The sequence below is a fragment of the Streptomyces sp. NBC_01216 genome (assembly GCF_035994945.1).
In the GTDB taxonomy this organism is placed as follows: Bacteria; Actinomycetota; Actinomycetes; order Streptomycetales; family Streptomycetaceae; genus Streptomyces.
The window spans coordinates 18696-45694 of the sequence record NZ_CP108680.1 but is presented as its reverse complement, the minus strand read 5'-3'; the positions used below and the strand labels follow the sequence as shown (position 1 = coordinate 45694).

The 26999-nt window shown below is 70.6% G+C and carries 22 protein-coding genes; 5 read left to right on the top strand and 17 right to left on the bottom strand.

Features of this window, described 5'->3' with window-relative positions; translation table 11 throughout:
• Nucleotide 1 precedes the first annotated feature (1 nt).
• Together OG393_RS35140 and OG393_RS35135 are read left to right on the top strand one after the other, a co-directional pair.
• Nucleotides 2–1192: an acyl-CoA dehydrogenase family protein gene (locus tag OG393_RS35140; RefSeq protein WP_327379126.1), complete on the top strand. Its 1191-nt coding sequence runs from the start codon at nucleotides 2–4 to the stop codon at nucleotides 1190–1192.
• A gap of 33 nt (nucleotides 1193–1225) precedes the next feature.
• Nucleotides 1226–1657, top strand: coding sequence for an SgcJ/EcaC family oxidoreductase (locus tag OG393_RS35135; protein ID WP_327379125.1), 432 nt, complete (start codon nucleotides 1226–1228; stop codon nucleotides 1655–1657).
• A gap of 101 nt (nucleotides 1658–1758) precedes the next feature.
• On the opposite strand, the gene OG393_RS35130 is transcribed toward OG393_RS35135, so the two are convergent.
• The 7 genes from OG393_RS35130 to OG393_RS35100 all read right to left on the bottom strand — a co-directional run bounded on the left by OG393_RS35130 (nucleotide 1759) and on the right by OG393_RS35100 (nucleotide 8459).
• Complete coding sequence (locus tag OG393_RS35130) at nucleotides 1759–3015, bottom strand: cytochrome P450 family protein (protein ID WP_327379124.1); 1257 nt, start codon at nucleotides 3013–3015, stop codon at nucleotides 1759–1761.
• A gap of 112 nt (nucleotides 3016–3127) precedes the next feature.
• Complete coding sequence (locus tag OG393_RS35125; RefSeq protein WP_327379122.1) at nucleotides 3128–3994, bottom strand: phytanoyl-CoA dioxygenase family protein; 867 nt, start codon at nucleotides 3992–3994, stop codon at nucleotides 3128–3130.
• Entirely contained in the window at nucleotides 3991–4254 is a 264-nt protein-coding gene (locus tag OG393_RS35120) for a phosphopantetheine-binding protein (protein WP_327379121.1), read from the bottom strand. Before OG393_RS35120 ends, OG393_RS35125 begins: the two co-directional genes overlap by 4 nt.
• A gap of 54 nt (nucleotides 4255–4308) precedes the next feature.
• Nucleotides 4309–5205, bottom strand: a complete 897-nt coding sequence (locus OG393_RS35115; RefSeq protein WP_327379120.1) for a prephenate dehydrogenase — start codon at nucleotides 5203–5205, stop codon at nucleotides 4309–4311.
• 110 nt (nucleotides 5206–5315) lie between these two features.
• Complete coding sequence (locus tag OG393_RS35110; RefSeq protein WP_327379119.1) at nucleotides 5316–6122, bottom strand: TIGR03084 family metal-binding protein; 807 nt, start codon at nucleotides 6120–6122, stop codon at nucleotides 5316–5318.
• A gap of 94 nt (nucleotides 6123–6216) precedes the next feature.
• Complete coding sequence (locus tag OG393_RS35105; RefSeq protein ID WP_327379118.1) at nucleotides 6217–7884, bottom strand: GMC family oxidoreductase; 1668 nt, start codon at nucleotides 7882–7884, stop codon at nucleotides 6217–6219.
• Nucleotides 7881–8459 carry a DUF5987 family protein gene (locus OG393_RS35100; protein WP_327379170.1) on the bottom strand — a complete coding sequence of 193 codons (579 nt, stop codon included), beginning with the start codon at nucleotides 8457–8459 and terminating at the stop codon, nucleotides 7881–7883. Before OG393_RS35100 ends, OG393_RS35105 begins: the two co-directional genes overlap by 4 nt.
• Nucleotides 8460–8754: 295 nt before the next feature.
• Between OG393_RS35100 and OG393_RS35095 the strand changes: the two genes are divergently transcribed.
• Together OG393_RS35095 and OG393_RS35090 are read left to right on the top strand one after the other, a co-directional pair.
• Entirely contained in the window at nucleotides 8755–9849 is a 1095-nt protein-coding gene (locus tag OG393_RS35095) for a ParB/RepB/Spo0J family partition protein (RefSeq protein ID WP_327379117.1), read from the top strand.
• Nucleotides 9850–9888: 39 nt separating this feature from the next.
• Nucleotides 9889–10659, top strand: coding sequence for an AraC family transcriptional regulator (locus OG393_RS35090; protein ID WP_327379115.1), 771 nt, complete (start codon nucleotides 9889–9891; stop codon nucleotides 10657–10659).
• Between the two features lie 141 nt (nucleotides 10660–10800).
• On the opposite strand, the gene OG393_RS35085 is transcribed toward OG393_RS35090, so the two are convergent.
• From OG393_RS35085 to OG393_RS35040, 10 genes are all read right to left on the bottom strand, one after another.
• On the bottom strand, nucleotides 10801–12150 hold the full coding sequence (locus OG393_RS35085) for a cytochrome P450 (RefSeq protein ID WP_327379114.1): 1350 nt from the start codon (nucleotides 12148–12150) through the stop codon (nucleotides 10801–10803).
• Nucleotides 12147–12692, bottom strand: a complete 546-nt coding sequence (locus OG393_RS35080) for a flavin reductase family protein (protein ID WP_327379113.1) — start codon at nucleotides 12690–12692, stop codon at nucleotides 12147–12149. The genes OG393_RS35085 and OG393_RS35080 overlap by 4 nt, the downstream gene beginning before the upstream one ends.
• Entirely contained in the window at nucleotides 12689–13147 is a 459-nt protein-coding gene (locus OG393_RS35075; RefSeq protein ID WP_327379112.1) for an acyl-CoA thioesterase, read from the bottom strand. Before OG393_RS35075 ends, OG393_RS35080 begins: the two co-directional genes overlap by 4 nt.
• A 3-nt stretch (nucleotides 13148–13150) precedes the next feature.
• Nucleotides 13151–19036, bottom strand: a complete 5886-nt coding sequence (locus OG393_RS35070; RefSeq protein WP_327379111.1) for a type I polyketide synthase — start codon at nucleotides 19034–19036, stop codon at nucleotides 13151–13153.
• Nucleotides 19033–20133, bottom strand: coding sequence for an enediyne biosynthesis protein (locus tag OG393_RS35065; RefSeq protein WP_327379110.1), 1101 nt, complete (start codon nucleotides 20131–20133; stop codon nucleotides 19033–19035). Before OG393_RS35065 ends, OG393_RS35070 begins: the two co-directional genes overlap by 4 nt.
• Before the next feature lie 2 nt (nucleotides 20134–20135).
• Nucleotides 20136–21986, bottom strand: a complete 1851-nt coding sequence (locus OG393_RS35060) for a CRTAC1 family protein (RefSeq protein WP_327379109.1) — start codon at nucleotides 21984–21986, stop codon at nucleotides 20136–20138.
• A gap of 56 nt (nucleotides 21987–22042) precedes the next feature.
• Nucleotides 22043–23029 (bottom strand): DUF1702 family protein, encoded by a 987-nt coding sequence (locus tag OG393_RS35055; protein WP_327379108.1) that lies wholly within the window; start codon nucleotides 23027–23029, stop codon nucleotides 22043–22045.
• Nucleotides 23030–23120: 91 nt separating this feature from the next.
• Nucleotides 23121–24149 (bottom strand): DUF1702 family protein, encoded by a 1029-nt coding sequence (locus OG393_RS35050; RefSeq protein WP_442817457.1) that lies wholly within the window; start codon nucleotides 24147–24149, stop codon nucleotides 23121–23123.
• A gap of 58 nt (nucleotides 24150–24207) precedes the next feature.
• Entirely contained in the window at nucleotides 24208–24651 is a 444-nt protein-coding gene (locus OG393_RS35045) for a winged helix-turn-helix transcriptional regulator (protein ID WP_327379107.1), read from the bottom strand.
• Nucleotides 24652–24752: 101 nt separating this feature from the next.
• A complete protein-coding gene (locus OG393_RS35040) occupies nucleotides 24753–25964 on the bottom strand; it encodes an IS701 family transposase (RefSeq protein WP_327379106.1) in 1212 nt (403 codons plus the stop codon).
• Between the two features lie 341 nt (nucleotides 25965–26305).
• Between OG393_RS35040 and OG393_RS35035 the strand changes: the two genes are divergently transcribed.
• The gene (locus OG393_RS35035) at nucleotides 26306–26941 is read left to right on the top strand and encodes a TetR family transcriptional regulator (protein WP_442817456.1); all 636 of its coding nucleotides are present in this window, start codon (nucleotides 26306–26308) and stop codon (nucleotides 26939–26941) included.
• The last annotated feature ends 58 nt before the right edge of the window (nucleotides 26942–26999 follow it).

The window sequence follows — 26999 nt, the reverse complement described above, 5'->3', positions numbered from 1 at the left end:
TATGGTGCTGACGACGACCGATGTTCCTACGCGGGAACAGCTTGTTCGTCGAGTGTCCGAACTGGTGCCGCAGCTTCGGGAGAACGCGGCCTGGTCGGAGCAGAACCGGCGTATTCACGACGACTCGATCGATGCCCTGGCGGACGCCGGAATCTTCCGGATGCGGGTGCCCGCCCGCTTCGGCGGCTACGAGGCCGACGCGCGCACGCTCGTCGACGTGGCGGCCGAGATCGGCCGCGCCGACGGCTCCACCGGTTGGACCGCCTCGGTGTACTGGATCCCGACCTGGATGGCCGGCCTGTTCCCGGACCACGTCCAGGACGAGGTCTTCGCCACCCCGGACGTCCGGATCTGCGGCACCCTGAGCCCGAGCGCGATGGCCACCCCCACCGAGGGCGGCGTCGTCGTCAACGGCAAGTGGGGCTTCATCAGCGGCGCTCTGCACGCCCACTGGCAGGTCGTCGTCGCCGTCCAGATCGCTCCGGACAGCGAGCCGATGCCGGTCATGGCGCTCGTGCCGCTCTCGGACCTCCAGATCGTCGACGACTGGAACACCTCCGGCCTCAAGGGCACGGGCAGCGTGACCACCGTCGCCGAGAACGTCTTCGTGCCGGCCGACCGTGTCCTGCCGCTGGGCGTGATCATGCAGGGCCAGGGCGGTGTCTCGCAGGCGAACGCCGAGTCCGCGATCCACCGTGCCCCGCTGCTGCCGGTCGCCTCGGCCTCGTCGGTCGGCGCGGTGCTCGGCATGGCCCGCGCGGCCAGGGACACCTTCCTGGAGCGGCTGCCCGAGCGGAAGATCACGTACACGAACTACACGAGCCAGGCCGAGGCCCCGCTCACCCACCACCAGGTCGCGAACGCCACGCTCAAGATCGACCAGGCCGAGTTCCACGCCCACCGCCTCGCGGACCTCGTCGACGCGAAGTCCGCGCAGAACGCGCCGTGGAGCCTGGAGGAGCGGGCGCGCGCCCGTGCCGACATGGGCGCGGTGATCCGGCTGGCCAAGGAGGCCGTGGACATCCTCGCCTCGGCGAGCGGCGGTTCCTCCGTCTACAGCGAGGTAGCGATCCAGCGCATCGCCCGGGACATCCAGGCCGTCAGCCTGCACGCCCTGATGCACCCCGACACCAACACCGAGTTGTACGGGCGGGTCCTGTGCGGACTCGAGCCCAACACGCTCTACGTCTGATCCGACCGGTCCACGCACACAAGGGGAACCAGCATGAACGCAGCACCCTCGGCCGCGCCCGGCGCCGCCGTCTCCGACGCGGACAAGGCGGCCGTCGCCGCGCTGCCCGGCCGGATCGTCGAGGCATGGGCCACGCACGACGCGGCGGCCTTCGCCCAGGTGTTCACGGCCGACGGCACGATGATCCTGCCGGGCGTCTACCGCAGTGGTCGCGCGGACATCGAGACCTTCATGTCCGGGGCGTTCCAGGGCCCGTACAAGGGCACCCAGGTAACGGGCACTCCGCTGGCGCTGAAGTTCCTCGGCGCGGACGTCGCCCTGGTGATCACCGAGGGCGGTGTCCTGGCTCCGGGCGAGTCCGCCGTCGCCGCCGAGCGTGCCGTGCGCGCCACCTGGGTGGCGGCCAAGGAGGACGGTACCTGGCGGCTCGCCGCCTACCAGAACAGCCCGCGCGACATGTCCTGATCCACCCGTGGCGGTGTCCTTCGAACCGACGCCGCCACGGCGGCACACCGAGAGCGGCTCCCTCCGCACAGCGGAGGGAGCCGCTCTTCGACGTGTCGGGTTCAGCGGGCGCCGGCACCAGCCGGCACGGGAGCGGTCAGGCGCACCGGCAGCGCTCGGTGGCCGTTCATGATGAAGGTCGGCAGCGGCTGCAGTTCGTCGGCCGACACCGCCAGTGAGAGGTCGGGGAAGCGCTCGAAGAGGGTGGACAGTCCCACGGTGGCCACCAGACGGGCGACACCCGCGCCCAGGCAGTAGTGGGGGCCGTGACCGAACGACAGGTGTTCCTTGTCGGCGCGGGTGATGTCGAACGCGTCGGCGTCGTCCCCGTGCAGCTTCGGGTCGCGGCCGACGCCGCTGTAGTTGACGAGGATGGGCTCGCCCTGAGGGATCGTCACCCCGTCCAGCTCGATGTCCTCGACGGCGTACCGCAGCGGCAGGTGTGCCAGCGGCGACTCGACGCGCAGGGTCTCGTCGATCACGTCGTCCCACGAGGCGCGGCCGGACCGGACGAGTTCGAGCTGCTCGGGGTGGGTGAGCAGGGCGGTGATGGCGTTGTCGAAGAAGTTGATGGTGGTCTCGGAGCCGGCGCCGAGGATGGCGAAGATGGTGTCGCACAGTTCGGCTTCCGACAGCCGGGAGCCGTCCTCGTCGCGGGCCGCGATCAGGTCGCTGGTGATGTCCTCGCCCGGCTCGGCGCGCTTCTGCGCGACCAGTTCCTCCATGGCACCACGCCAGTTGAGGAGGACGGCCTGGGCCTGCTCGGGGGTGACGGTGGTGTCCACCATCATGTCGATGACCTTGGCGGTGGCGACGCGCGCGCCCTCGGACATGCCGATCAGCTCGGCGACGAGCATGGCGGGCAGCGGGTAGGCGAAGCGCTCGCGCAGGTCGACGACCTCACCCGGCGCGGCGGTCTCCAGGGCGTCGAGTAGCCCGTTGGTGAGGCCCTCGATGAGCGGGCGGACGGCCTGGGTGCGGCGGGGGGTGAAGGCTTTGCCGACGAGGCGCCGCAGCCGGATGTGGTCCTTGCCGTAGGCGGTGACCATGTTGTCCATGGCCACCCAGCTGATCATCTCCCAGTCGGGGCGGACGCGGCCCTCGACGAAGTCCGGCCAGTGGTTGCGGGCGCTCTTGGTGACGTTGGGGTCGGTCAGGATCCTGCGGACGGTCGCGTAGTCGTTGACGGACCACGCGTGGACGCCGCCGGGGAGTTCCACCCGCACAGCCGGCCCCTGGGCGCGCAGGTCCGCGGCCTCGGAGTGGATGTCCCGGCCCGTGGTGTCGAGGGTGTGTGCGACGGGGCATTTCTGCGACATGGGTTCTCCCGCGAAGACGTTTTCGGTGGTGGGACGGGCCGGGACGGGCGTCATGGCCGGCCGGAGAGCGGAGAAGCCGGCCGGTGCGTACCGGCCGGCGTATGCCCGGGGTTCACGGGACGGGGGCCGGACGGGGCCCGGTCCCGTCGTGCTCCAGGAGGAGGTACGGGTCGTCCATCTCGTACCAGCCGAGGCCGGGCGGGCAACGGTCGTAGCCGAGCAGCCGGCGCACTTCCTCGGGATAGGCCAGGACGGACTCCCGCGGCACGGCGAGGTACTGGTTCTCCTCCTGACGGAGGTTGCCGAGGTCCAGGGCGATGGTCAGGCCCGTGCGCGGGGTGTCCGTGGTGTTGGCCCCACCGCCGTGGTAGACGCCGCCGAGCCAGATCAGGCCGGAACCGGCCCGCATCTCGGTGGGAATGGCCTCCTCGGCGTGCGGGGGGCGCTCGTCGTCCCAGTGGTGGCTGCCGGGGATCACCAGGGTGCCGCCGTTGTCGGCGGTGAAGTCGCTCATGGCCAGCATCAGCTGCACCCGGCTGGTGGGGCCGGGGTGGCGGCGCAGATGGAGCGCGTCGTCCCGGTGCAGGGGCTGCTTCCCCTGGCCCTGGTGGATCTGGATGGCCTGGGTGCCGCTGATCTGGACGGTCGGAACGAGGGCGGTGCGGGACCGGCCGATCCAGACGTGGACCGGCTGCTGCATGATCCGGCGGGCGGAGCCCAGGAACAGCGGGTGCGTCACCACCGGGGTGAGCCGGTCGGTCCGGGCGAAGACGGAGGAGACCCGCCGGGTGCGGGTGCCGTTGTACCAGTCGCCGCTGTAGTCGCGGGCCTCCAGAGCGGGACTCAGGTCCTCCCACAACGCCTTGAGGGTGTCGGCGTCGGCGAGGTCCTCGACGACCAGTGCTCCGTCGCGTTCGAGGATCTCGACGGCCTCGTCGAGGCCGCTGTCGGGCGCGACCCGTCGAAGACCAGCCGTCACGGCGTCACCCGGGCGTCGCCGGAGTCGGCCTCGACGAGGCGGATCAGGGACTCGAGGCTCGGGTCCTCCTCGAAGATGTCCCCGACCTCGATCTCGACGCCGAGCTCCTCCTCGATCCGGATCACGAGGCGGGTGGCAGAGATGGACTCTCCGCCGGACTCGAAGAAGGTGGCACCCGAGCCATGCTGGGACGCCTCTCCGAGCACCTCGGCCCAGATCTTCCCCACGGTCTCCGCCGTCGTCGCCACATCCGTGCTCATTCGCTGCTCTCCCTCTCCCGTCGGGCCGCCCACCAGGGCGGTGCCGTGGCAGCTTCACACCCGCGTCGGGGAGGGGGCATCTCCTGGATTGCGGGACCCGGTGGCGTCGAGCAGGGCGGCCCGCCCGCGGTTGCCCTGGAGCAGCAGTGCGCCGACGGTGACCGAGCCGGTGTCGCTGCCGTCCCTCAACTCGGCTGCGGCCAGGGTGAGATCGGCGGCGACGCGCTCCACGGCGGCGGCCACCGCCGGGGCGTTGTGGGTGAGGATGTCGCTCCACAGGCCGGGGTCCGAGGCGGCGATCCTGGTCGTGTCGCGCAGTCCGCCGCCCGCGAGGGCGAGAACCTCGGGGCTGGTTCCGGCGAGCTGTGCGGCGAGTACGGCGGCCACCAGCATCGGGGTGTGGGAGACGGTGGCGACGGCCTCGTCGTGGGCGCCGGGCGTCATCCGGTGCGGGATGCCGCCGCACAGGGCGACGAGTTCCTCGACGGAGGCCACGGCCTCGGCCGGAGCGGTGGGGCCGGGGCACAGGATCCACGGCCGCCCGTCGAAGAGGGCGGGGTCCGCGGCGGCCGGGCCGGACAGCTCGCGTCCGGCCATCGGGTGTCCGGGGACGTATCCGCGCAGGTCGCAGCCGCGCAGTTCGGCCTCCTCCCAGATCAGTGCCTTGGCTCCGGCCATATCGGTGTAGGAGCGGCCCAGACCGCGGGCCTGGGCCTCGTAGAGCGTGTCCACGACGGCGGACGGCGGGGTGGCGACGACGACGAGGTCGGCGGGCGGGGCGTCGGGGGCCAGCGGGGTGCCGGCCCCCCGGCCGGCCGCCAGCGCCACCGCCGTGGGGTCGAGGTCGGCGAGGGCGACGGCGATGCCGGCGCGGGTCAGGCGCAGAGCGACGGAGGTGCCGATCAGACCGCAGCCGATCACGGTGACGCTGTGCAGGCGGGGGCTGGTCATGGTCTCTCCTGGTGGGCTTCTGCTCTGTGCGGTGGTCTGGGTCCGGGGTCGAGTCCGGCGGGCGGGGGCTCCGGGTACGGGGCCGTGGGCCCGGCGGTACGGGGGGCGGGTCAGTCGCAGCACGGGTCGGCGAACTGTCCGGGGGTCCGGCCCTCTCCGGCGGGGCCGCGGTATGCCTGGGCGATGTCGAGCCAGCGGTCGGCCTCGTCGCCGGTGGCGGTCAGGGCGAGGTCGTCGCGGTGGCGGCGTCGGGTCACCAGGAGACAGAAGTCGTGCACGGGGCCGGCGATCCGCTGCGTGGCGTCCTCGGGGCCGAAGGTGAGCACCTCGCCGACGGGGGTGGTGAGCTCGAAGCGGAACGGCTCCTCGGGCGGTGTCAGGCCGTGGGAGAGGTAGCCGAAGTCCCGGGTGAGGACCGCGAACCGTGCCAGGTGACGGAGTCGTCCGGTCGGTTCGCGGCGCACCCCGAGGGCGTCGGCGATGTCCTGTCCGTGGCCGAAGAGCTCCATGATTCCGGCGGAGGCGAGCACGGCCGGCGGCAGCGGGTTGACGAGCCACGGCACCACCGTGTTCTCCGGGACGGCGGCCAGTGCCTCGACGGAGGCGTCGCCTTCGCTGCGGAAGCGGGCGAGCAGTTCGCCCGGCGGGAAGCCGTTGAACTGCTGGAGGGCGGCGTTGACGGCTCCGTCGAAGTTCTGGGATGCCTTCGCGGCGATGCCCTTGAAGGTGTCCGGGTCGGCCGCCGCCGTCTTGGCGAGGCGGAAGATGAAGGTCAGGTGGGCGACCTGGTCCGCGACGGTCCAGCCGGGCGCCGGAGTGGGCTTGCTCCAGTCGGCCTCGTCGATGTCCCGGACGAGGGTCTCGACCTCGTCGATGTCGGCGGCAAGTGCCTTGAGTACGTCGTTGAGGGTGTCCATGTCCTGCTCACTCCTGGGGGTCGGGCCGGGTGGCGAAGTTGGTTTTCTGATGCAACTCACTGGAGCTACTGAGTCCTTTGATGCAACTCACTGGTCATGCGTCGGCGAGCTGCTTCTTCCGCAGCAGCGGAAGGACGGCGTTGCGGCCGCTCTTGTAGCCCGTGGGGGCCGGTGCGCCGTAGGTGACGGCGATTCCCTTGGCCTGCGCCGCGGCCACGATGTGCGGGACGGCGCGCTCGGCGAGGGCGGCGATGGTCATGGCCGGGTTGACGGTGAGGGCGCCGGGGACGGCCGAGCCGTCGGTGACGAAGATGCCGGAGTGACCGCGCAGTTCGTTGGTGTCGTCGAGGGCGGAGGTGTTCGGGTCGTCGCCCATGCGGCAGGAGGCCAGGGGGTGCACGGTGTAGGCGCCGACGAGGTCGTTGGTCCACGGCATCACCTTGGCGAGGCCGTCCTTCTCCAGGATCTCCTTCACGTCGGCGTCTGCCTGGTTCCAGCCGTGCCAGGTGTTGTCGGTGGGCTTGTAGGAGAGGTTGCCGCGGCCGAGCAGCTGCTGGGAGATGCGGTGGGCGTTGCCGGTGGCCGGCGGCGGGCCGAAGACGCCCTCGTTGTCGTCCTCGGTCATGCAGAAGATGGTCAGCCAGGACTTCCAGTTCTTGAGGATCTCCTTCTTCTCCTTGCCGAACCAGGTCGGACCGGAGGCGTCGGGCGCTTGGGCGAGGATCGTGCCGAGGCCGGGCGGGAAGTAGAGCTGTTCCAGGGAGTAGCGGGAGTATTCGGGCAGGGAACCGTCGAGCTTGTCCCAGCTCGCGACGGTCGGCCCCTTGCCGATGGCGTTGGCTCCGTAGGGAAGCTGACCGTCACCACGGCTCAGGCCGAGGATCTCGGCGACCTTGTCCTCGTTGAGGATGGCGGTGTTGAGGCGTTCCCCGTTGCCGGAGAAGTAGCGGCCGACCGCGTGGGGCATCGTGCCCAGGTGGGCCTCGCTCCGCTGCAGGATGACCGGGGTGGCGGCGGCGCCGGCGGCCATCACGACGATCTTGGCCTCGATCACGCCGGAGCCGCTCTGCAGGCGGTAGTCCTCGTCGTCGACGATGTTGTAGTGGACCCGGTAGTCACCCTCGGGGGTCCGCTCCAGGTACTGCACCTCGTGCAGCGGGCGGATCTCCGCGCCGTGGGCGAGCGCGCCGGGAAGGTAGTTGACGGTCAGCGACTGCTTCGCCTCGAAGCGGCAGCCCGCCATCATGAAGTTGCAGTTGACACACTTGGAGTTGTCGATGGCCGCGGCGAGCGGGTTGGCGGTGCGGCCGGCGTGGTCACAGGCCGCGCCCCACAGTCCGCCGGCGTAGGAGGCGTCGTTCCATTCCTGCTTGCTGACCGAGAGGGACTCCTCGATCCGGTCGTACCAGGGGTCGAGGGTCTCGCGGCTGACGGACTTCGGCCACATCCGGCGGCCGATGCTGCCGTGCCGGTCGAAGACGAACTTGGGGGCCCGGGGCATGGCCGCAAAGTAGACGACGCTTCCGCCGCCGACACAGTTGCCGCCCAGGACGCTCATGCCGTCACCGACGACGAAGTCGAAGATCCGGGTGTAGGAGGAGCCGAGCTGGTAGTCGTGCTCGAACTCGTCGTTCTTCAGCCAGGGCCCTCGCTCCAGCACGGTGACCTTGGCGCCGCCGGCGGCCAGGTGGTAGGCGGCGATCGCGCCGCCGAACCCGCTGCCGATGACCAGGACGTCGGTCCTCTCGATCGTGTCACTCATGCTGGGCTCCCGGAGGGGGTCGTGTCGGGGTGGAGGTCGGCGAGCTGTCGGCCGTAGCCGAAGTCCTGGAAGCGCCACAGTCCGTCGGCGTCCGGGGCGGTGATGCCCATCGCCGTCAGGCCGGCGTGGCCTTCCTCGAGGGCTTCGTCGGTGTGCAGGTGGGCGGCGGAGTCGTAGGCCATGTTGCAGAAGAGGGAGAGCAGGACCCAGAAGTCCTTCTCCGGGTGCCCAGGGGTCGTCAGTTCCTCGATGAGTCGGACACGGTCGTCGTAGTCCAGGGACACGAACGGCGGGACGGTCTCGTCGAGCGTGAGGCCGGCCTTCTCGGCGAAGGCCCTGGCGTGCTCGTTGACCTGGCTCGCCAGGTCCTCGAGCCCGTCGTGGATGCCGGTGGCGTCCCAGCGGAGCAGGTCGAGGGCGCCGCAGCTGACCGCACCGCCGCCGGTACTGACGCCGGCGATCGCCCGGTCCCCGGGCCACCGCTTCTCACCCGGGACGATGGTGTCGGCGTATGCCTCCAGGGTGAAGGTGGCGTCCGCTGCGATGTCGACCTTGCGGATGGGGATCCTTCTGATCCTTCTCACAACAGACAACTCATCCTCCGGTTGCTTGGTGGGACCTTGCTGCTGGCGATGAGAAGAACGTAGAACTGCTGAGTTCTTTCAAACAACCAACGAATGCGGCGTTCACCGAACGCGAGTCGCACGACGAGACCAGGCGAAGTCGAAGCATCTCCCGCACCTGACCCCGTAAAAAAACGGTCGACCGGTTATATTTCTGTGTGCGTGTCACGTTCCGCAGTTCCCAGTGCCTTCTGTGGATACCAAGCGGAGCGCAGTAACGGCCCGTATCCGGCCCAGGGGGGTGGAGATGGAAAGTACGGACAAGCGCCTGGAACTGCCCACGAACTTCACTCACCGGGTCCACATAGAGGCACTGCTTCCGGCGGATTCCCCCCGGCTGAACGGTGTCGACGAGAGCCATGTGCGGCGCCTCGCCGACACCTACGCCTCGCTTCCGCCGATCCTCGTCCACCGCCCGACGATGCGTGTCATCGACGGCTCCCACCGGGTGGCCGCCGCCGTACTGGCCGGCCGGGACAGCGTCGAGGCGCACTACTTCGACGGCCCGGAGGAGGACGCCTTCCTGCGGTCGGTCTCCGCGAACACGGCGCACGGCCTTCCCCTGACGGTCAGCGACCGCAAGGCCGCGGCCGCGCGCATCCTGCGCTCGCACACGGACCTGTCGGACCGCGCCGTGGCCACCTACACGGGGCTCGACGCGAAGACGGTCGCCGCCGTGCGCCGCAGTTCAACCGAGGATGCGAGACGGTCGAACACACGCGTGGGTAGCGACGGCAAGGCGCATCCGCTGGACCGCACCACCGAGCGGCTGCACGCCGCGCGCCTGATGGCCAGCCGGCCCGACCTTCCCCTGCGGGCGATCGTCAAGGAGACCGGGCTGTCCCTCGGCACGGCCCATGACGTACGCCAGCGTCTGCGGCGCGGTGAGTCGCCCGTACCCGACCAGCGCCGCGGGACCGTGGCCGCCCGGGACGGCGCGACCGCCCCCGCTCCGCCGGACGCCGGTGCTCCGGCCGCCGCCACGACGGCCAGGGCCTCGGGTCCGTCCGCGGGTTCCGCGGCGCGGCAGCCGGCCGTCGGTGCCTCCGGCCGGACCCGGACCTCACTGGAGACACTGCGCAACCTCGCAGGGGACCCCTCGCTGCGCCACTCGGAATCGGGCCGGCACTTCCTGCGGTGGCTCCACACGCACTTCCTGGTGGACGACTCCTGGCGTCAGCAGCTCGACGCCGTCCCACCGCACTGCGCGGCCACGGTGGCCGAGCTCGCACTGCAGTGCGCCCAGACCTGGCGCAGGTTCGCAGAGGACCTCAGCAGCAGGCGTCTGACCGACATCGCGCCCTCCGCCACAGCACGGCCCGCCTCGGAATCTCGGCACTGACGAGGCCGGGTCTCGTCAACTCAACGACAGGGAGAAACGGTGACCTCCACCGCTATCGAGCGTGCCGTCCGCAACGTGATCCAGGATATGCACGCGAATCTCGGTCAGGACCTGACGATTGACGACATGGCGCGCACCGCCATGTTCAGCAAGTTCCATTTCACCCGGGCATTCAGAGACGTAACCGGAACCTCCCCCGGACGTTTTCTGTCAGCCCTTCGCCTGCAAGAGGCGAAACGCCTCCTCGTCGACACGAGATTCAGTGTCGCCGACATCAGCAGTCAGGTCGGATACAGCAGCGTGGGCACCTTCAGCTCACGCTTCAAATCCTGCGTCGGCGTTTCTCCGAGCATGTTCCGGGAGCTCGGCGGATTCACTTCCGCCATCGGGACCGACCCGGCCGGAGGCGATGTCTCCACGAGCAACTCCCTGCGCGGCCGGGTCTCCTTTCCCGAGGAGCGCTCCCCAGGAAACTGTTTCCTCGGCCTTTTCCCGTCTCCCGTCCCGCAGGGCCAGCCGGTGCGCTGCACCGTGCTGGACGGACCCGGCTCCTTCGAGCTGCGGGACATCCCAGCCGGCACCTGGTACGTCCTCGTGCACTCGGTCCCCTACGGCTACGAGCACCTGGCGTCGGGCACCGGCGAGGAGGACATCGTGTCGGTCGGACGGTACGGACCGATCACCGCGCACGCCGACACCCTGCTGCTGCCCGTCGAGATCACCCTGCGGCCGGTGGAGTCCCTGGACCCGCCCATTCTGATGGCGCTGCTCGACCTGCGGACCAATGCCCTGGAGCGCATGGCCGGCTGACGGCGGCGCCCCGGCCCCACACCCACGGGAGACGGAAGACGGAAGACGGAAGACGGAAGACGGAAGACGGACCCACGAAGAAGGCCGGCCACGGTGTCTCCACCGTGGCCGGCCTTCTTCGTGGGTCCCGGCGTCCGTCCCTCAGACGACCGGACGAACCGTCATCGGCAGCCCCCCGCGCATCCGCAGGGACATCATCGGTTCGGCGACCGCCTCGTGCCCGGGAACCACCGCCAGGTCGAGATCCCGGGTGACGAGCGCGGTGACGAACACCGCCTCCATCATGCCGAGGTTGTTCCCCACGCAGAAACGGGGTCCGGCACCGAAGGGTATGTACGCGTACCGAGGACGGTTCGCGACCCGTGACGGGTCGAAGCGGCCGGGGTCGAAACGCTCCGGGTCCTCCCACAGATCCGGGTGACGGTGCAGCGTGTAGGGGGAGATCAGCACGTCGGCCTTGGCCGGCACCGGGAAGCCGCCGACCTCGTCGGCCCGCTGGGCCACCCGCGGCAGGATCCACACCGGCGGGAACAGCCGCATGGCCTCCTGCACGACCTGCGTCGTGTAGGTGAGCTTGTGCAGGTCGTCAGCCTCCGGGAGGCGGCCTCCGGCCAGCACGGAGCGGGTCTCCTCGCGGACCAGGTCACGGATGTGCGGATGACGGGCGAGCAGCAGCAGGGTCCAGCCGAGCGTGCTCGCCGTCGTCTCGTGGCCGGCGAGGAGCAGGGTGACCAGCTCCTCCTGGAGGAGTCGGCGGCCCATGGCCGGGTCCTCGTGTCCCCGGGCCGCGAGGATCATCCGCGCGAACGCGTCGTCGGCGCCGTCGCCTTCGGTCATGCGGGCGCTGCGGTCGGCGACGAGTTCGGTGACGGTCCGGGTCAGTTCGCGGCGGGCCCGCCGGAACCTCCGCTGAGTCCCCAGCGGCAGCCAGGTCGGCATCAGCCCCTGGGTGACCATGTCGAACATGGCCTGGTCCTGGACCGCCTCGAAGGCGTGCGCGATGCCGTCGTGCCCCTCGAGGGGCGTGTCCATCAGGGTCCGGCCGAGCACCCCGAGGGTCAGGCCGGTGACCTCCGTGAGCACGTCCACGGGTCCCGCGCCGCCACGGGCACGAAGCAGGTCGACCAGCCGGGCGGACTCCTCCGCCACGAAACCGGCCTGGGCCGCGATCCGGCCGGGCTTGAACGCGGGCTGAACGTTCCGGCGCTGGGCCCGCCACAGTTCGCCCTCACTGGTGAGCAGGCCGTCGCCGAGCACCTTGCGGGACTCCACGAGTCCGATGCCCTTGTGGTAGTTGGCGGCGTTGTCGGCCAGCACGTGCTTGGCGTAGTCGGGCCGGTTGAAGATGTACATCTTCTTCGGGCCCATGGAGACGCGTACGGCGTCGGAGAGCGCCGCCGCGTCCCGCATCATGCCGAGCCGGTCGACCGCCAGCTTGCGCAGCAGACCGGGCAGAGCCCACACGGGCGGGCCGGGTGGGTGGGCCCTCATGCCGTGCCTCCCGGTGTCCGGTCGGCGAGCTGCCGAAAGCCGCCACGGTGGAACACCAGCGGTTCACGGTCCGGCAGCTCGTCCAGGGTGAGCACCCGTCCGATGCGGATGGTGTGGTCGCCGCCTTCGTAGGCACGCCACCGCACACACTCGAAGTGGGCCGCCGCACCCGCGATCAGCGGGGCACCGGTGGCGGGCCCGGGCAGCCAGTCGACGGCCTCGAACTGCTCGGCGCCCATGGGCCGGGACCGGTCGGCGAAGTGCCGGGCCACGTCCTCCTGTCCGGCGCCGAGGACCGACACCGCGAAGGTGTCGGCCTCGGCGAGGATGCCGTTCATCACGGCGTCGTTGCCCACGCACACCAGGACCAGGGCCGGGTCCAGGGACACCGAGGTGAAGGAGTTGGCGGTCATGCCCCGGGGTGAGGCGCCGCCGACCGTCACGACGGTCACGCCGGTGGCGAAGGCCCCCAGGGCCCGCCGCAGCCGCGCGGGGTCGCCGGCGACGGCGGCCCTCGGCGGCGCGGCGGTCAGGGTACTCATGCCACCTGCCCCGTCAGGACCCGGCCCCGGGCGGTGTACGGCTCCAGGGCGCGGGCGAGGCCCTCCGGGATGCGGGAGGGCACGGTGTTGGTGTTCGGACCACGCATGCACGCGATCCGCTGCCGCCCGCGGGCGATCAGCACCTCCACCCCGCCGGTCACCTTGACGTAGTCGAAGGTGAACTCCAGCTGGGTCTGGCCCAGCTCGGACAGCCTCATCCGGATGGACAGCTCGTCGAAGGCGGTGATCTCGGCGAAGAACTCGCAGTCCACCTTCAGCGTGAACAGCTTGAGGTCGTCCTGCACCTCGGCCAGCACGTCCGGCGCCTTCTGGTGCAGGAACAGCTCCCGGCACCGGCCCTGCCAGCGCAGGTAGTTCACGTAGTACACGTTCCCGACGAGGTTGGTCTCCTCAAAGCCGACCGTGTGCCGGTACTCGAAGTAGTCTTCCGCCATGGTCTAGGACCGCCCTTCGTTGAGATGCGATGCGTGCGTGAGGAAGGCGAAGACGGCCGGCTCCAGAGCGTCGCGCAGAGCGGTGACGAAGGTCGCGATCCGCAGGTCGCCGGCGGCGAAGACCACCCAGGCGTCCTTGCGGCGCGGCAGCACCGTCAGTGGCGCGCCGACCATGATCCCGGCCTTGGTCAGGCATTCCACGGCACTCCACACCCGCGTGGCGGCGGTGTCGGGGGCCTCACCCGTCTCCTTGGCGACGAGTTCGGCGACGGCCGCGTGGTCGCCGAGGAGTCCCTTCCACTCGGCCGTCGAGCGCATGCTGACGGCCTCGATGTCGCAGGACACCTCGGTGTCGGAGACGGCGCTGAGGGTGACGCCCAGACCGTGCGCGGCCGACATCGACATGTGCGCGCCCGACTCCAGTTCCGGCCGTCCGTCGGGACGGTGCCGTACGGCGACCGGGGTGCCCAGTGCCCTGGAGGCGGCGTCGGAGGTGAAGCCGCGACGCTGCGCGACCGAGCCTGCGGGCGTGTCGCCGTGCGGTTCGACGGCGACGGCGACACGGCAGCCGAGCACGTCTTCCAGCGAGCGCTCCAGGTAGGGGCCGAGGAGCGGCGCGACCCAGGGGCCGGACCCGTCGTTCTTGCGCACGGCGTGCAGGGTCAGGCCGTCCCAGCGTTCGACGACGGTGCCGTTCGCGTCGCGTACCGCGATGTCGTACACGTAGGTGTCGCCGTCCCGGCTGCGTTCGACCGCGGTGTACCGTAGCTGGTCAGGGACGTGGTTGCCGGAGCCCAGCGGATGGATCCGCTCGACGCCGGAGGGCAGCAGCGTCGCGTCGGGGACGCACACCTGGTTGCCGTGCATGAGCGAGTCCCGCATTCCGGGGTCGGCCAGCAGCAGGTCGCCCGGCAGGTAGCCGGCGAACCAGCCCTCGGGGCGCTGCTGGACGGCCACTTCGGCGTCGACGTGCCGGGCGGCTGCCCGGTGGAAGCGGCGCAGCCGCTGGAAGCGCGCTCCCTGGAAGAGGACGCTGCCGTACAGGTCGGTGGCGGGGTCCAGGGGGACGACGGGGGTGTCCTGCGGTACCTGGAGCGGCGGTCCGTCCGCTGCCGGGGTGTCGGTGTAGACCAGACGGGCCCGGAAGTGTTCGGCGACGAATCCGGTGTCCTCGGCGTGGATGGCGACAGCGACGGTGTCCGCGCCGGTGACGGTGGCCGCGATGCGGATCCGGGTGCTGCCGTTCGGCGGTACGACGATGGGCCGCAGGAACTCGGCGCCCTCGATGACCGGGGGCGTGGTGCGGCCGGTGACCGCGGACGCGACCTGGGTCATGGCCTCCATTCCGATCACCGCGGGCAGCAGCAGGTTCCCGTCGAGCAGGTGGTCGGACAGGTACGGATCGCTGCCGGCGTTCAGTTCGACTTCGGTGACGAGTTCGACTCCGTGGTAGCGGACCAGCGGGGTGCCGGTGAAGCGCAGCATCGGCAGGGTGGGCAGGTCGCGGCGGACGGTGTCGATGCCCTCGGTGCGGCCGCTGATGACCGTGACGACGGGCGCGTCCGGGTCCGAGATGAGCCGCAGGAGGATCTTGACGCCCTGGTCCGGGGAGACCGGGGTGATGCCGTCGCGGGAGAGCGATTCGACGACGGAGAGCTTCTCGCCCATGCCGACGCCGGACCACACCGACCACTCCATGCACCGGGCACGGACCTGCGGGTGGTTGCGGGCGACGTCCTCGGTGAGGTCGGCCAGCCACTCGTTGGCGGTGGCGTAGTGGGCCTCGCCCCGCAGGCCGGCCCGGCCGATGATGCTCCCGAAGGCGACCAGGAGCTTCAGGTTGCCCGCTCCCACCGCCTCCAGGACGGTCCGCAGCCCGTCGACCTTGGGGGCGAAGGTCCGCCGGAAGTCCTCGGGGCCGAGCTGGGTCAGCGGGGCGGGCTCGTTGCGGCCGGCACCGTGCAGCAGCCCGGTGATCCGGCCGAGTTCTCCTTCCAGTTCGGTGACGGCCGCCGTGACCTGTTCCGGAGCGGTGACGTCGGCGCGCGCGTAGCGCAGGGTCACGCCGCTGCCGCGCATCCGGTCGAGGTTCTCGGCGAGTTCCCGGTCCTGTGCCGGGTCGGAGCGGCCGAGCACGGCCAGCTTCGCCCCTGTGTCGAGGGCGACGGCCAGGGCGCACTCCGCGGAGATGCCCTTGCCTCCGCCGGTCACCAGCAGGACGTCGCCGCTGTCCAGCGGTGCGTCGGTACGCCGCGGTTCCACCGGGAGGGCGCGCAGCGTCGGTACGCGGCGCACACCGGTCTCGTCGTAGTGGACCTCGGTGAAGCGGCTGGTCGCCGCCACCTCGGTCACGACCCGCTCGACCACGTCCGACGTCGCCGGGGTGTGGACGATGGTCGTGCGCAGGTGCGGTGCCTCCAGGTGCAGGGTCTTGGCCAGGCCGGCCGCGCCGCGGCCGTCCTGCACCAGGACGAAGCGCTGGTCGTTGGCGCCGGTCAGTGCGTTCTTCGCGGCGGTGAGCACCTGGTCCAGTTCCGCTGCCGAGCAGCCTCTGGGGAGCACGGCGAGGATGCCCGAGCCCAGCCGGGACGTCGCCAGGGTCTGCCGGAGGCGTTCGGCGAAGGGGTGTCCTTCGGAGGCGAAGAGCTCCCAGCTTCCGTCGGATCCGTCGGCCGTGGCGTGCGGCCGGGCCAGTTCGTCGAGGTCGACGGCGAAGGGTCGGGCCCAGGCGGCCGCGCCCGCGACCACGGGGGCGGTGGTGGGCTCCTGTGCCCCGCCGGTGCTGATGAGGGTCTCCAGTGCCTCGGCCAGCTCGGCCAGGGTGGCGGTGGCGAAGTTGGTCGGCACCTGGGCGGCGGCGATCCCGAGCCGGGAGGCGGCCTGGTTGATGATCTGGCCGACGGTGATCGAGCTCATGTGGAGGTCGTCGAGGAGCCGGCTGTCCGGGTCGACGAGGTCGGCGGGAAGCTCGGCGCGTTCGGCGACGAGGGTGCGCAGTACGTCGAGTACGTCGGCTCCGGTCTCCTCAGGGGTGTTCTCGCCTGCCGGCTCGGCGGCTGCGGGGGCGGTGGTGTCTGCCGCGGTGGTGGCGGGCCGCTCGGTGCGCGGGGCCGTGGCCGATGCCCGCGTGGTGGCCGGGCGCGAACGGCGTTCGGCCGCGGCGGACACGTCGTGCGGCGCGCTCTCGCAGGGGCTCGCGAAGAAGGAGAACTCCTGCCCGACCTCGAGGGGCCGGATGAGCCGGTCCTGGAAAAGCCGTGCGAGGGCGACGGGCGCTCCCGCGACGAACGCGGCACCGGCGACCTGCAGGACGCCTCGCAGCGACTCGTCGTCGGTGTTGAGGGCGACGACCGGGACACCGGTGGTGGCCTGGGCGAGGCCGCTGAGGACCCGGCCGGGGCCGACCTCGACGAAGAGGTCGACGTGCCGGGCCGCCTCGCGGACGGCTTGGGTGAAGCGGACGGGGCCGGTGATCTGGTCGCGTAGCAGGGCGGCCAGGTCGGTTTCCCGGGTGAGTTCCGTGCCGGTGACGGTGGAGACGATGCGGCCCGTGACGGTGCCCAGGCGTGTGGTGTCGAGCCAGGTGCCGAAGGAGGCGGCGGAGTCCGCGACGAGTGGCGAGTGGAAGGCGTGCGAGACCTTCAGCCGGGTGCAGGCCACCTCGGCCCGCTCGGCTCGGCGCTGGATCTCCTCGATGTCCTCGACCGTGCCGGCGACCACCGTCTGTTCGGGGCCGTTGTATCCGGCGACGACGGCCCCGAGGCCGGCGATGAGTTCTTCGGCCCTCTCGGACGTCGCACCGAGGGAGGCCATGGTGCCCGAGGCGCTGTGCTCGGCCATGGCGCGGCCGCGCACGCGCGCCGCCTCAAGGAGCGTCTCCTCGTCGAGGGCGCCGGCCCAGTGGAGGGCGGAGAGTTCGCCGAGGCTGTGGCCGACGGCGACGGACGCCTCCAGCCGGAGGGAGTCGAGGACGCGCAGCCCGGCGGCGGAACCGGTGGTGATGCGGGGCTGTGCCACGTCGGTGGCGACCATGTCGCCGGTGGTGGGCAGCGCGGCCCGGTCGAAGACTTCGGCGGCCTCGGGGAAGCGGCGGCGGAGCGCTCCTCCGCCGGTGCCGTGGCCGGATCCCTGGCCCGGGAAGAGGAATCCGATACGGGCCGGGCCCTCGGCGCGTCCCAGGAAGCTGCGGCCGTCCGCCGCGGTGTAGGCGGTCTCGCCGGCCTCCAGCAGGTCGGCCAGGTGGGTCAGGCGGCGCTCGGCGTCCTCGGGGGAGGTGACGACGACGGCCGCGCGGTGTGCCCGGCCGCGCAGTTCGCGTTGGAGGGTGGCGGCCAGGTCGGCGACCTGGCCGTAGGAGACCTGGGCGGCGAACGCGGCGACCTTGGTGATCCGGGCGCGCAGTTCGCGGGGCGACTCACCGTCGAGGACGAGCAGTTCCGAGTCCTGGAGCGAGTGCGCCAGGGTGGCGGAGCGCCGGCCGGGTGCCGGGCGGCGGGCGGCCGGTTCGTCGAGCACGACATGGGTGTTGATGCCGCCGAAGCCCATGGCGGTGACGCCGGCGCGGCGGGGCGCGCCGTCGGGCCAGGCTTCTGCCTTGCGCAGGGCCTTGAGGTTGGCCTTCTCGTCGGTGAGCAGTTCGTGCGGGTCGACGGTGCCGATGGCCGGCGGGAGGGTCTGGTTGTCGACGGCCAGGGCGGCCTTGATCAGACCGGCGACGCCGGCGGCGGCCTTGGTGTGGCCGATCATGCCCTTGATGGAGGTGATGGCCGCGGCCGGGGCTTCAGGGTCGGCCGCCGCGCGAGCCCCCATGAGCGCGGTGAGTTCGGTGGCGTCGCCGACGGCGGTGCCGGTGCCGTGGCCTTCGAAGAGCCGGACGGTCTCGATGCCGAATCCGGCGCGCTCGTAGGCGCGTGTGAGGGCCAGCTGGTATCCGCTGACTTCGGGACGGGTGATGCCGCCCTGGCCGTCGGAGGACACGCCCCAGCCCGCGATCGTCGCGTAGATGCGGTGGCCCGCGGCGAGGGCGTCCTCCTCCCGCATCATGACGATCATTCCGCAGCCTTCGCCCGGCCAGAAGCCGTTGGAGCCGCGGTCGTAGAGCTTCATCTCGCCCTTGGCGAGGGCTCCGGTCTTGGCGAAGCCGATGATCTCGAAGGGGTCGATCGACAGGTCCACGCCGCCGGCGACGGCGATGTCGAGGTCGCCGCTCAGGAGCGCGGTACCGGCGGTGGTGACCGACAGCAGTGAGGAGGAGCAGGCGCCGTCGACGGTGTAGCCGCCGCCGTTGAGGTCGAAGTGGTTGCAGATCCGGCCGGCGATGGTGTTGGCGAGCCCGCCGGCGAGGGTGTCCTCGTCGATGGCCGGGAAGGGTTCCTTGTAGGAGGTCTCGACGTCGTCGAGGAACTCGGCGATGCGCGACTCGTCCCAGTGCTCCTGCTCCTGGAGCGCGGCGGCCATGACCCGGCGCACGTACGGCCAGCGCAGCCGCATCACGTTGGCGCGGGAGAACTCTCCGGTGAGGGTGTTGCCGACGACGACGCCGGTGCGCTCGCGCGGCAGGCCCTCGCCACCGGGGAATCCTGCGTCGGCCAGTGCGCGGCCGGCGGTGTCCAGGGCGAGCCAGTGGGTGAGGTCGGTCGAGCGGTACGTGCTGCCGGCGATCTTGTGGGCGACGCGGTCGAAGGCGTAGCCCTCGATGACGGCCGCGTTGCGGGCGTAGAAGGTGTCGGGAGTGGTCGGGTCCGCGTCCCAGTAGTCGTCCAGGTTCATCCGGACCTGGGGCAGACGGCGGAAGGCACGCCGTCCGGCGACGGCGTTGTCCCACAGCTCGTGGGGGTTGGTGGCGTCCGGATAACGGCAGGCCATGCCAACGATGGCGATCCTGGTCATGTGGTCACCGGTATCTTCCGGGTCTCGCCCTCGGAGTGGGCGGGGGCGGGGCAGGCGCAGGCATCGGCCGGGCAGTCGCAGGACTGCTCGGCGGCCTGAGTGGCGGGGCAGGCGCAGGCGCCGGCCGGGCAGTCGCAGGACTGCTCGGTGGCGTCGGCGAGGGCGACGCTCTGGGTGACGGCCGCGAGGGCCAGGGCCTCCTCGGCGCGCTTCTTCGACACGATGTCGGCCGTCCACAGGAAGGCGCCGCGGATGGCGCAGACGAGGGCGGTGGCGAAGAAGAGGCCGTAGGCGACGCTCATCGCGGTCAGCACGCCGTACATCGTGGCGACACTGCCGCCGAAGGCCATCTGACCCCACTTGGAGGACGGTGTCGTGCCCGGGTCCGTGATCATGTAGTTGGTGAAGAGGACGAACGCCACGCCGGTCATCATCGCGAGGCCCGCGGGGATGGAGGTGTCGAACAGCAGGCCGCGGACGACGGCCTGGAGCGCGAAGCCGCCGACCCAGGCGAGGATCAGCCACATGCGCTCGGTCAGCTTGGCGTTGAGCATGGTGCCGAGGGTGATGATGATCGCCGGCACGAGCCAGTCGAAGCCACCGTCCAGGTACTCGGTGAAGTGATAGGGCGGGGCGATCGAGGCCCAGGGGAAGAGCAGCAGGATGACCGCGATGCCGAAGTTCGACGGGTTCATGAAGTGCCGCAGGCGGCCCTTGACGGGGGCGCGCAGTACCCACTTGGTGCCGACGGCCACGATGACGCCGAACACCATGACCCAGACGAGGTCGTTGACGTAGGTGAGCATGTTCACCGCAAGCGCGGTGATGTGGGCCGGGAAGAGGAACTCGACCAGGCCCTTGAAGCCGCCGCCGGCGAAACGGGGCGCGCGGCCCTCGGAGCGGGCTCCGAGGATCTCGAGGACGATCTCGACGCTGTAGGCGGTCGCGAGCGCGATGAACGGCCAGGTCCAGGGCTGTTCGAAGCCGAGGATGGTGTAGCCGAAGATGTTGAGGACGGAGATGGAGATCGCGAACCGGCGGAGTGCGGTCGTGACCTTCGGGTTGTGGCGTGGGCCAGCGGTTTTCTGCGCGGACATCGTCACTTCTCCTTGACCTCGGTGCCCAGCTCCAGGCTGTGCCAGCCGGGCGTGAGCTTCAGCTTCTGCTCGTGGACGTCACCGTCGCGGTCGCGCCAGGTGACCATGGCGGGCACGGCGTCGCGGACGTCCTTGCCCAGGCCGATGTGGACATCGGTGCTGCGCTTGCCGGAGTGGCCGCCGCCGCCGTCGAGGCGGGTGATGCGCTTGCTGCCGTCGGGCAGTTCGACGCAGACCTCCGCGCCGACGACCGGGGAGCCGTCCGGGTGAGTGAGCTTGAGGCCCAGGTAGGCACCGGGCTTCCTGGCGACGTTGTGGTAGAAGATCGGCTCGCCCCACTGGCGTGCGACGGCCAGGTCGAGGCGGCCGTCGGCGTCGACGTCGCCGGTGGCCAGGCCGCGGGTCGGGATGGGCTCGCCGAGGCCGAGCGCCACGGAGAGGTTGTGGTAGCGGCCGGTGGCGGGGTCCTTGGCGAAGAAGCGCATGCGCTGGTTGCCGGCGACGTCGTCACCGTGCTTCACGTTGGGCCACCACAGCGGGTTGGGGACCAGGGCGTCGTTGGATGTCGCCAGCTCCTGGAGCTGCGGCCACCGATTGTTCTTGCCCTTGACGAATCCGAGGGCCTGGGTGATCTCCAGCTCGCCGTTGTTGTCGAAGTCGCCCATCTTCACGTCCCAGCCCCAGCCGGACCAGGCCAGCCGCAGGTCAGTGGACTTGTCCCGGTAGGGCGCCTCGCCCTGCTTGAAGCGGCCCTGCAGCTCGGAACGGCTGTCGACGTCGCTGAGGAAGGCGAAGTTCGACTCCTGGATGCCGAAGGAGGTGGTGATGTTGCTGACGAACATGTCGTACATGCCGTCGTGGTCGAGGTCGCCGAAGTCGACGCCCATGCCCTTGAACGAGCTGCGGCCCAGCTCCTTGGACTTGGGGACGGTGCCGCTGTGGACGGCCTTGACCTGGGAGAACTGGATCTTGCCGGGACGGGAGGTGTTGTAGAGCAGGGCGGAGGTGCCGAAGTCGTGGGCGAGGAACACCTCGGGCAGCCGGTCGCCGTCCAGGTCGGCGGCGGAGGCGCCGAGAGACCAGCCCTTGTTGAGGCCCTGAGGGATGGCGTCGTCGGTCTTCTCGTAGCCGTCCTTGGTCCACCGGAAGAAGTGGCCGCCCCCGCCGTTCTGGGCGTGGGACAGCGAGGCGTTCATCGTGACGTCGCCGTCCTTGGACGGGTCCAGGACCGGGCTGTCCGGGAAGTAGTTGCCGATGTAGATGTCGTCGTGTCCGTCGCCGTCGAAGTCTGCGACGGCCGCCGCGTTGGAGTTCCACAGCGGGCCGGTGTAGGTCTTGCCGGCCTTGCCGGGGAGCAGCTCGGTGGGGGTGAAGGAGTCGGCGGTGAGCGGCTGCCCCTTCTCTCCCTTGTTCACGAAGATGACCGGGGTACGGCCCCAGTAGTAGACGAGGACGTCCATGGAGCCGTCTTCGTTGTAGTCGCCCGGCATGCAGCCCATCGGGGCCATGGTGGTGCTGGTGCCGAGCGGCGCCGGGTCGAGGGCGAACGGCGCGTACTTGTCCTGGCGGGTCGGCGCCGGGGTGATCACCGCCTGGTCGATCCGGGGGTCGTTGACGCACAGGTCGTTGGGCAGCCCGTCGCCGTCGAGATCGTTGACGGCGATACCGGCACCAACCGAGGAGATCCACGCCTCGATGTGCTCGTACGCCTTGTTGACCTTGCGGACTTCCTGCTTGTCGAATCCGGCCGGCATGGCTATCGACATCGGCTCGAAATCGAAATCCTTGGCCAGCTTGTCGATCTCGGCGGCCGAGGACTCGGGCAGCCGAACGGCGTAGAAAGTACCCACCATCAAAGCGAGTGCGACAATTCCCGGTGAATTCCTGCGGAGCCAGTTCTTAGTGACCGTCACTGGTCGGCACCTTTCGAAATAAGCGAGAGAGAAGCGATTTCCGTGGCGACGTCTCGCCGCCATGCCTCGTAGGCCGGGGAGGCGCCCTGACCGGCCGTCGACGGCCGGTGGTCCCGGCATGCCTGCGAGGCCCGTTCGGCCGTCGTGCCGCACACGACCCGGGCGGCGAGATGGGTGTGGTCGATGACGGTGCCCGCTTTGGCACGGGCCTCGATCGCGAAGGCGGAGCCCTGGGCGAGCGCCCAGCGGTGCTTGCCCGCGCCTTCGACGAAGCGGGCGAGCTCCTCCTCCGACACGCCGCCCGCGTAGGCGCAGGCGAGCCCGGCACCGGCGTACAGGTCGCCGTGACGGTGCTCGGGGTAGGAGCGGATCAGCCCCGTGACGACGTCCGGATCGGTGCCGCCGACGAACCACAGCGCACGACCGATGCCCTGGTCGATGGCGTTCGCCGTGTAGTGGTTGTGGCCGCCGTTCCAGCGGAAGGGGTGCTGGACCCCTGGGTCGCGCACATACGCGGCGGTCTTGAAGTACGCCTGGTGGAAGCCGTATCCGTCCAGAGTGAGCCAGCGCAGCAGTGGGTCGGTGGTGCGGATGTCGGGCCACAGCGGCTTCGGCAGCCGGGCCATCGCCCAGCCGATGCCGACGTAGATCATGTAGTCGTGGTGACGTCCCTCGCCCTCCAGCAGCCCCCGCAGGCGGCCGCTGTGTCCGGGCAGCGAGTCGTAGACCGCGGCACCCATGCCGGCGCCCTCGTAGGCGAAGCCGCGCATCCCCCGTGGGACGTCCTCCAGCCTTTCCTCTGCCTCGGCGGCGGAGGATGCCTCCACGGCGTATCCGTACCCCTGTAGAAAGACTTCGCCGATGTGCTCGAGCCGCTCTTTTGCCGCCGAGTTCTTCACATGAAAGCCTCGAACCTCCATGGTCGTCTCGGAAACAGGAGGTGTAAGCAATCGGCGCCGGAGCGCACCAAATACACTGGCCACGACTCTAAACCGCCCCTCTCTTATCCCGGAAATACCCCCAGCGAATCGAATCTAGCCAGCGGCCCGGGCAGAGCGTCTACTTCAGATGTGCTCAAACGACGGCGTCGGCACGCAGTCGGCCGCGTACGTTGCTCCGCCAGACCTCGTATGCGGGTCCGATCCGGGAGTCGGGAGTGTCGGCCGCGCAGTCGTCCGCGAGGCGGTCGACTGCGTCCACCGTCAGCCCCGTGAACGCGTGGACGGCGGCGGCGCTGTGCTCGGGCACGTAGCCGGCGTGGTGACGTGCCTTGGCGGCGAAGACAGCGCCCTGGCCGAGGTCGCCGAGGTACTCCCCCGCTGCTTCCCTGAGCGCCGCCAGGTCGGCGGCCGTGGTCCCGCCCGCGAAGGTGGCGGCGAGACCGACGCCGCTCCACAGGTCCGCCCGCCGGTCGCCGGCGAACGCCCCGACGGCCGCGGTCACATGGGCGACGTGCCCGCCGTGGATGAACCACAGCGCGCGGCCGACGCCCTGGTCGAAGGCGCGCTGCCAGTAGGAGGGGTCGCCGTCCCAGTCGTACGGGGCGTCCAGACACTGGCCGCCGACCCAGGTGTCGGTGTCGAAGTAGGCGCGGTCGAAGCCGTAGCCGTCGACGCACAGCCAGCTCATCGCCGGATAGAACTCCGGCTCGCTCAGGTCCGGCACGAGCTTCTTCCAGAGCACCCGAGGCAGCTTGGCCATGGCGAAGCCGATGCCGATGTAGTTGAGGAAGATGTGCGGCCTGCCGCCGCCGCGCAGCAGAGCACGGGCGCGATGGCGGTTCGGTCCCATGGTGTCGCGGATCGCGCAGGCCATCGTGGCGCCCTCATAGGCGAATCCGCGGTTCAGCGGGTCCACCAGGGCGAGCCGGCGCTCGGTGGTGGCCAGGTCCTTGTCCTCGATGCCCCACTCGAAACCGGTGACGACGGCCTGGGGGACCGCCTCCAGTCGCCTCGTGCGCTCCGTCGGTTCGACGGCGAAGCCCCGTCCGGCGAAGCTCACGTCGTCCAGGGACGGGGCCATGGCCAGTCTGCGCAGCGTTCCCAGTGCGGGCACGGACTCCTCCTCGTACGGGCCGCTCGGCTCGGCGGCGGAGGAGGTCATCGTGGGCGAGCCGCCCGGAACGCGGCATCTTCGTCCGTGCGCACCGGATGCCGGCGGATCAGCGGATGCGGCGCATGTCCACTTCCTCGTCGTGTACGGCCCGCCCGCACTGCGAGCAGCGCATCTCCACGTGGACCGTCCCCTCACAGCCGATGTGGTCGGCGCGTCGCGGCGGTCCGAGCTCCTGGGGCAGGTTGCGGTCGCCCCACTGCGTCAGCGCTATCACGGCCCGGGTCAGGTCGCGGCCCACGGGGGTGAGCCGGTACTCGTGCCGGACGGGCTTGTCCTGGTACGGCACACGTTCCAGGACACCGTGCTCGACCAGCCGTGTAAGGCGGCTGGTGAGCACGTTGCGCGCGATGTCGAGATGGGAGAGGAATCCGTCGAAGCGGGTGATGCCGAGCAGCGCCGAGCGGATGATCAGCAGGGTCCAGCGCTCGCCGATGACTTCCAGCGTCCGGGCGAGGTTGCAGTCCTGCCCCTCGTAGGTGTGTCTCAGCATGCGCCCACTCTAGGGTGTGGCGAGTTGCGTGAAGGAACCCGACTTGGCTAAGACGCGTCGGGTCATTCGGCCGTGACCCGCCGTCGGCGGCCGCGGGCCGGTCAGGCGGCGGTCGCCAGCGGGTGCTCTCCCCCACCGCCGGGAGTGCCGCGGTCGGAGCGGCTGTAGGCGTAGGCCGCGGAGACCAGGGTCATGTGGTGGTGCCAGCCCGGGAACGAACGGCCCTCGAAGTCGAGCAGCCCGAAGTCCTCCGACATCTCCCGCACGCTGTCTCCCGCGCGGGCCAGTGTCTGCGTCAGCGCGAGCACCGTCTCCATCCGGCTGTGCGTGAGGCTGGTGAGCCACAACTGGACCGGCCGGCGCCCGTTGTCGGGGCGGACCGCGAGGAGCCGGTAGGTGCGCTGGATCCGCTCGCCGCCGATGCCCGGTTCCGGCAGGCGTACGAAGCTGGACATGACGGTGGTGTGCCGGCCCCGGCCGTCCCGGGGGGCCACGCTCTCCACCCGGGTCAGGGTGCCGGCTGCGAACTCGAAGAGGCCGCGCGCCTCGAGCACCAGGCCGTGGCCGTCGCCCACCGGGGGCTGCTGCATCCGCAGATGCCGGCCGACCATGATCTGGAGAGAGCCGGGGACGGCGACGACGAAGTCCCGTCCGCGCATTGTCAGGCCCCGGAGCAGGGCTCCGACGTTGGTGCCGCCGGCCGCGTCCAGGTCGGCCACCACGGGAAGGGCCGCGGTACGGCTGGCGTCGGAGAGCGAGTCGACCAGGTCCAGGGCGTGCTGCTCCACGGAGCGGGGCCCGATCTCGGCGGGGATGCGGGTGCGTTGCCTGCGCTCGGGGTCCCGGGTCCAGGAACCGGGAAGCAGCAGACGCCAGTCGACCGGCACGGCCGTCTCGTCCGAGGCGACGAAGGCGCCGACACCGACCTGACAGGTCGCCGAGCGGCCGGTGCCGGGCAGGAAGCGACGGTGCACCCCGCAGGAGTGCTCCCCCCGCTTGCGGAGCACGGCCTGGCTGATGACGAGGGAACGCGGCGCCATCTGCTGCTCCACCCAACGGGTGAGTTCGGCGCGGACGGGCATCCAGTCCCAGGGGCTGGCGTTGACGAACTGGTGCAGTGACTGGGACGCGGCGGGTGAGGCCGAGGTGGCGGCGGCCAGCCGCCGGACCGTCTTCTTGCCGGGAGTCGTGAGCAGACCCTGTACGTATGCCTGCGCCCAGCGCCGCTGGTCGACCCGCGGAAGGTACTCGAAGATTCTCTCGGCGAACACCGGCACCGAGGTGCGATTCGTTGTCAGAGCGTACGCCACCATGGCTGGTTCCTCCCCGTCTCTCGGCCTGCGGCTGCCGACCCGCTAAAATAATAGCGAACGCCCTCTTTTTTTTGCGACTCAGGAGAGTTGCCGCATGCACTTCGCCAAGTCCAGTCCGGCCACGACCACCACCGGGACAGCGCCATCACCCCTGCGACCTGGAGCGATCCGGTACGGCTTGGGCAACTCCGCCTTGCCCTCGGAAGGAACGGAGCGACAGCCTTGGACTCGAAAGTGAAGGCCAGTTCAATACGGGACACCCCAGCAGCACGCCCACGGCCCGGCATGAGGGCCGTCCTGGTGCCTCCGACAGCTGAGAGCCCTCTTCGGGAGACGGTGTGGTGAAACAGGAGAGGGCAGTACGTACGCGTCAGGCCCTCCTCAGAGCGGCGGCCGAGGAGTTCGACCGTTGCGGGTACGACGGGACGTCGCTGTCGCGCATCAGCACGGCGGCCGGCCTGTCGATCGGAGCCGTGACGTTCCACTTCCCGTCCAAACGGCAACTCGCGGACGCGGTACAGGAGGCGGGCCGGGAACTGACCGTGTCCGCACTGGAGAGCCTGATCGAGGAACCGGTCCCGGCACTGCGCCTGGTGATCGACCTGACCCTCGAAGTGACACGCCTGATGGAACAGGAGCCGCTGGTGCGCTCCGCCATCCGCCTGAGCCGGGAGCGGCCCGACACGGACGCCTGGTCGGACGCCTGGTTGCCGATCGTCCGCAAGCTACTGGACAGGGCGTACGAGAGCGGTCAGCTCCGTACCGACGCCCTACCCGCGGATGTGACGACCCTGGTGGAACACCTGACCAGCGGCGCCGAGGCGTACCTGCGCAGCCGGATGGGCTCGGACCCGGTGTTCGAGAGCGCCGTCGCCCAGCTCAAGCGGGTCTGGCACCTCGCGCTCGTCGGCGTGTCGGCCGAGGCGGCCGCGCTCCCCCGCCAGACGGGCTGCCCGCCACCGGCGTCGACGGACTGACGGGGACGGGGCGTCGGGCGGACCGGACAGGTCCGCCCGACGCCCCGTCAGGACGCGT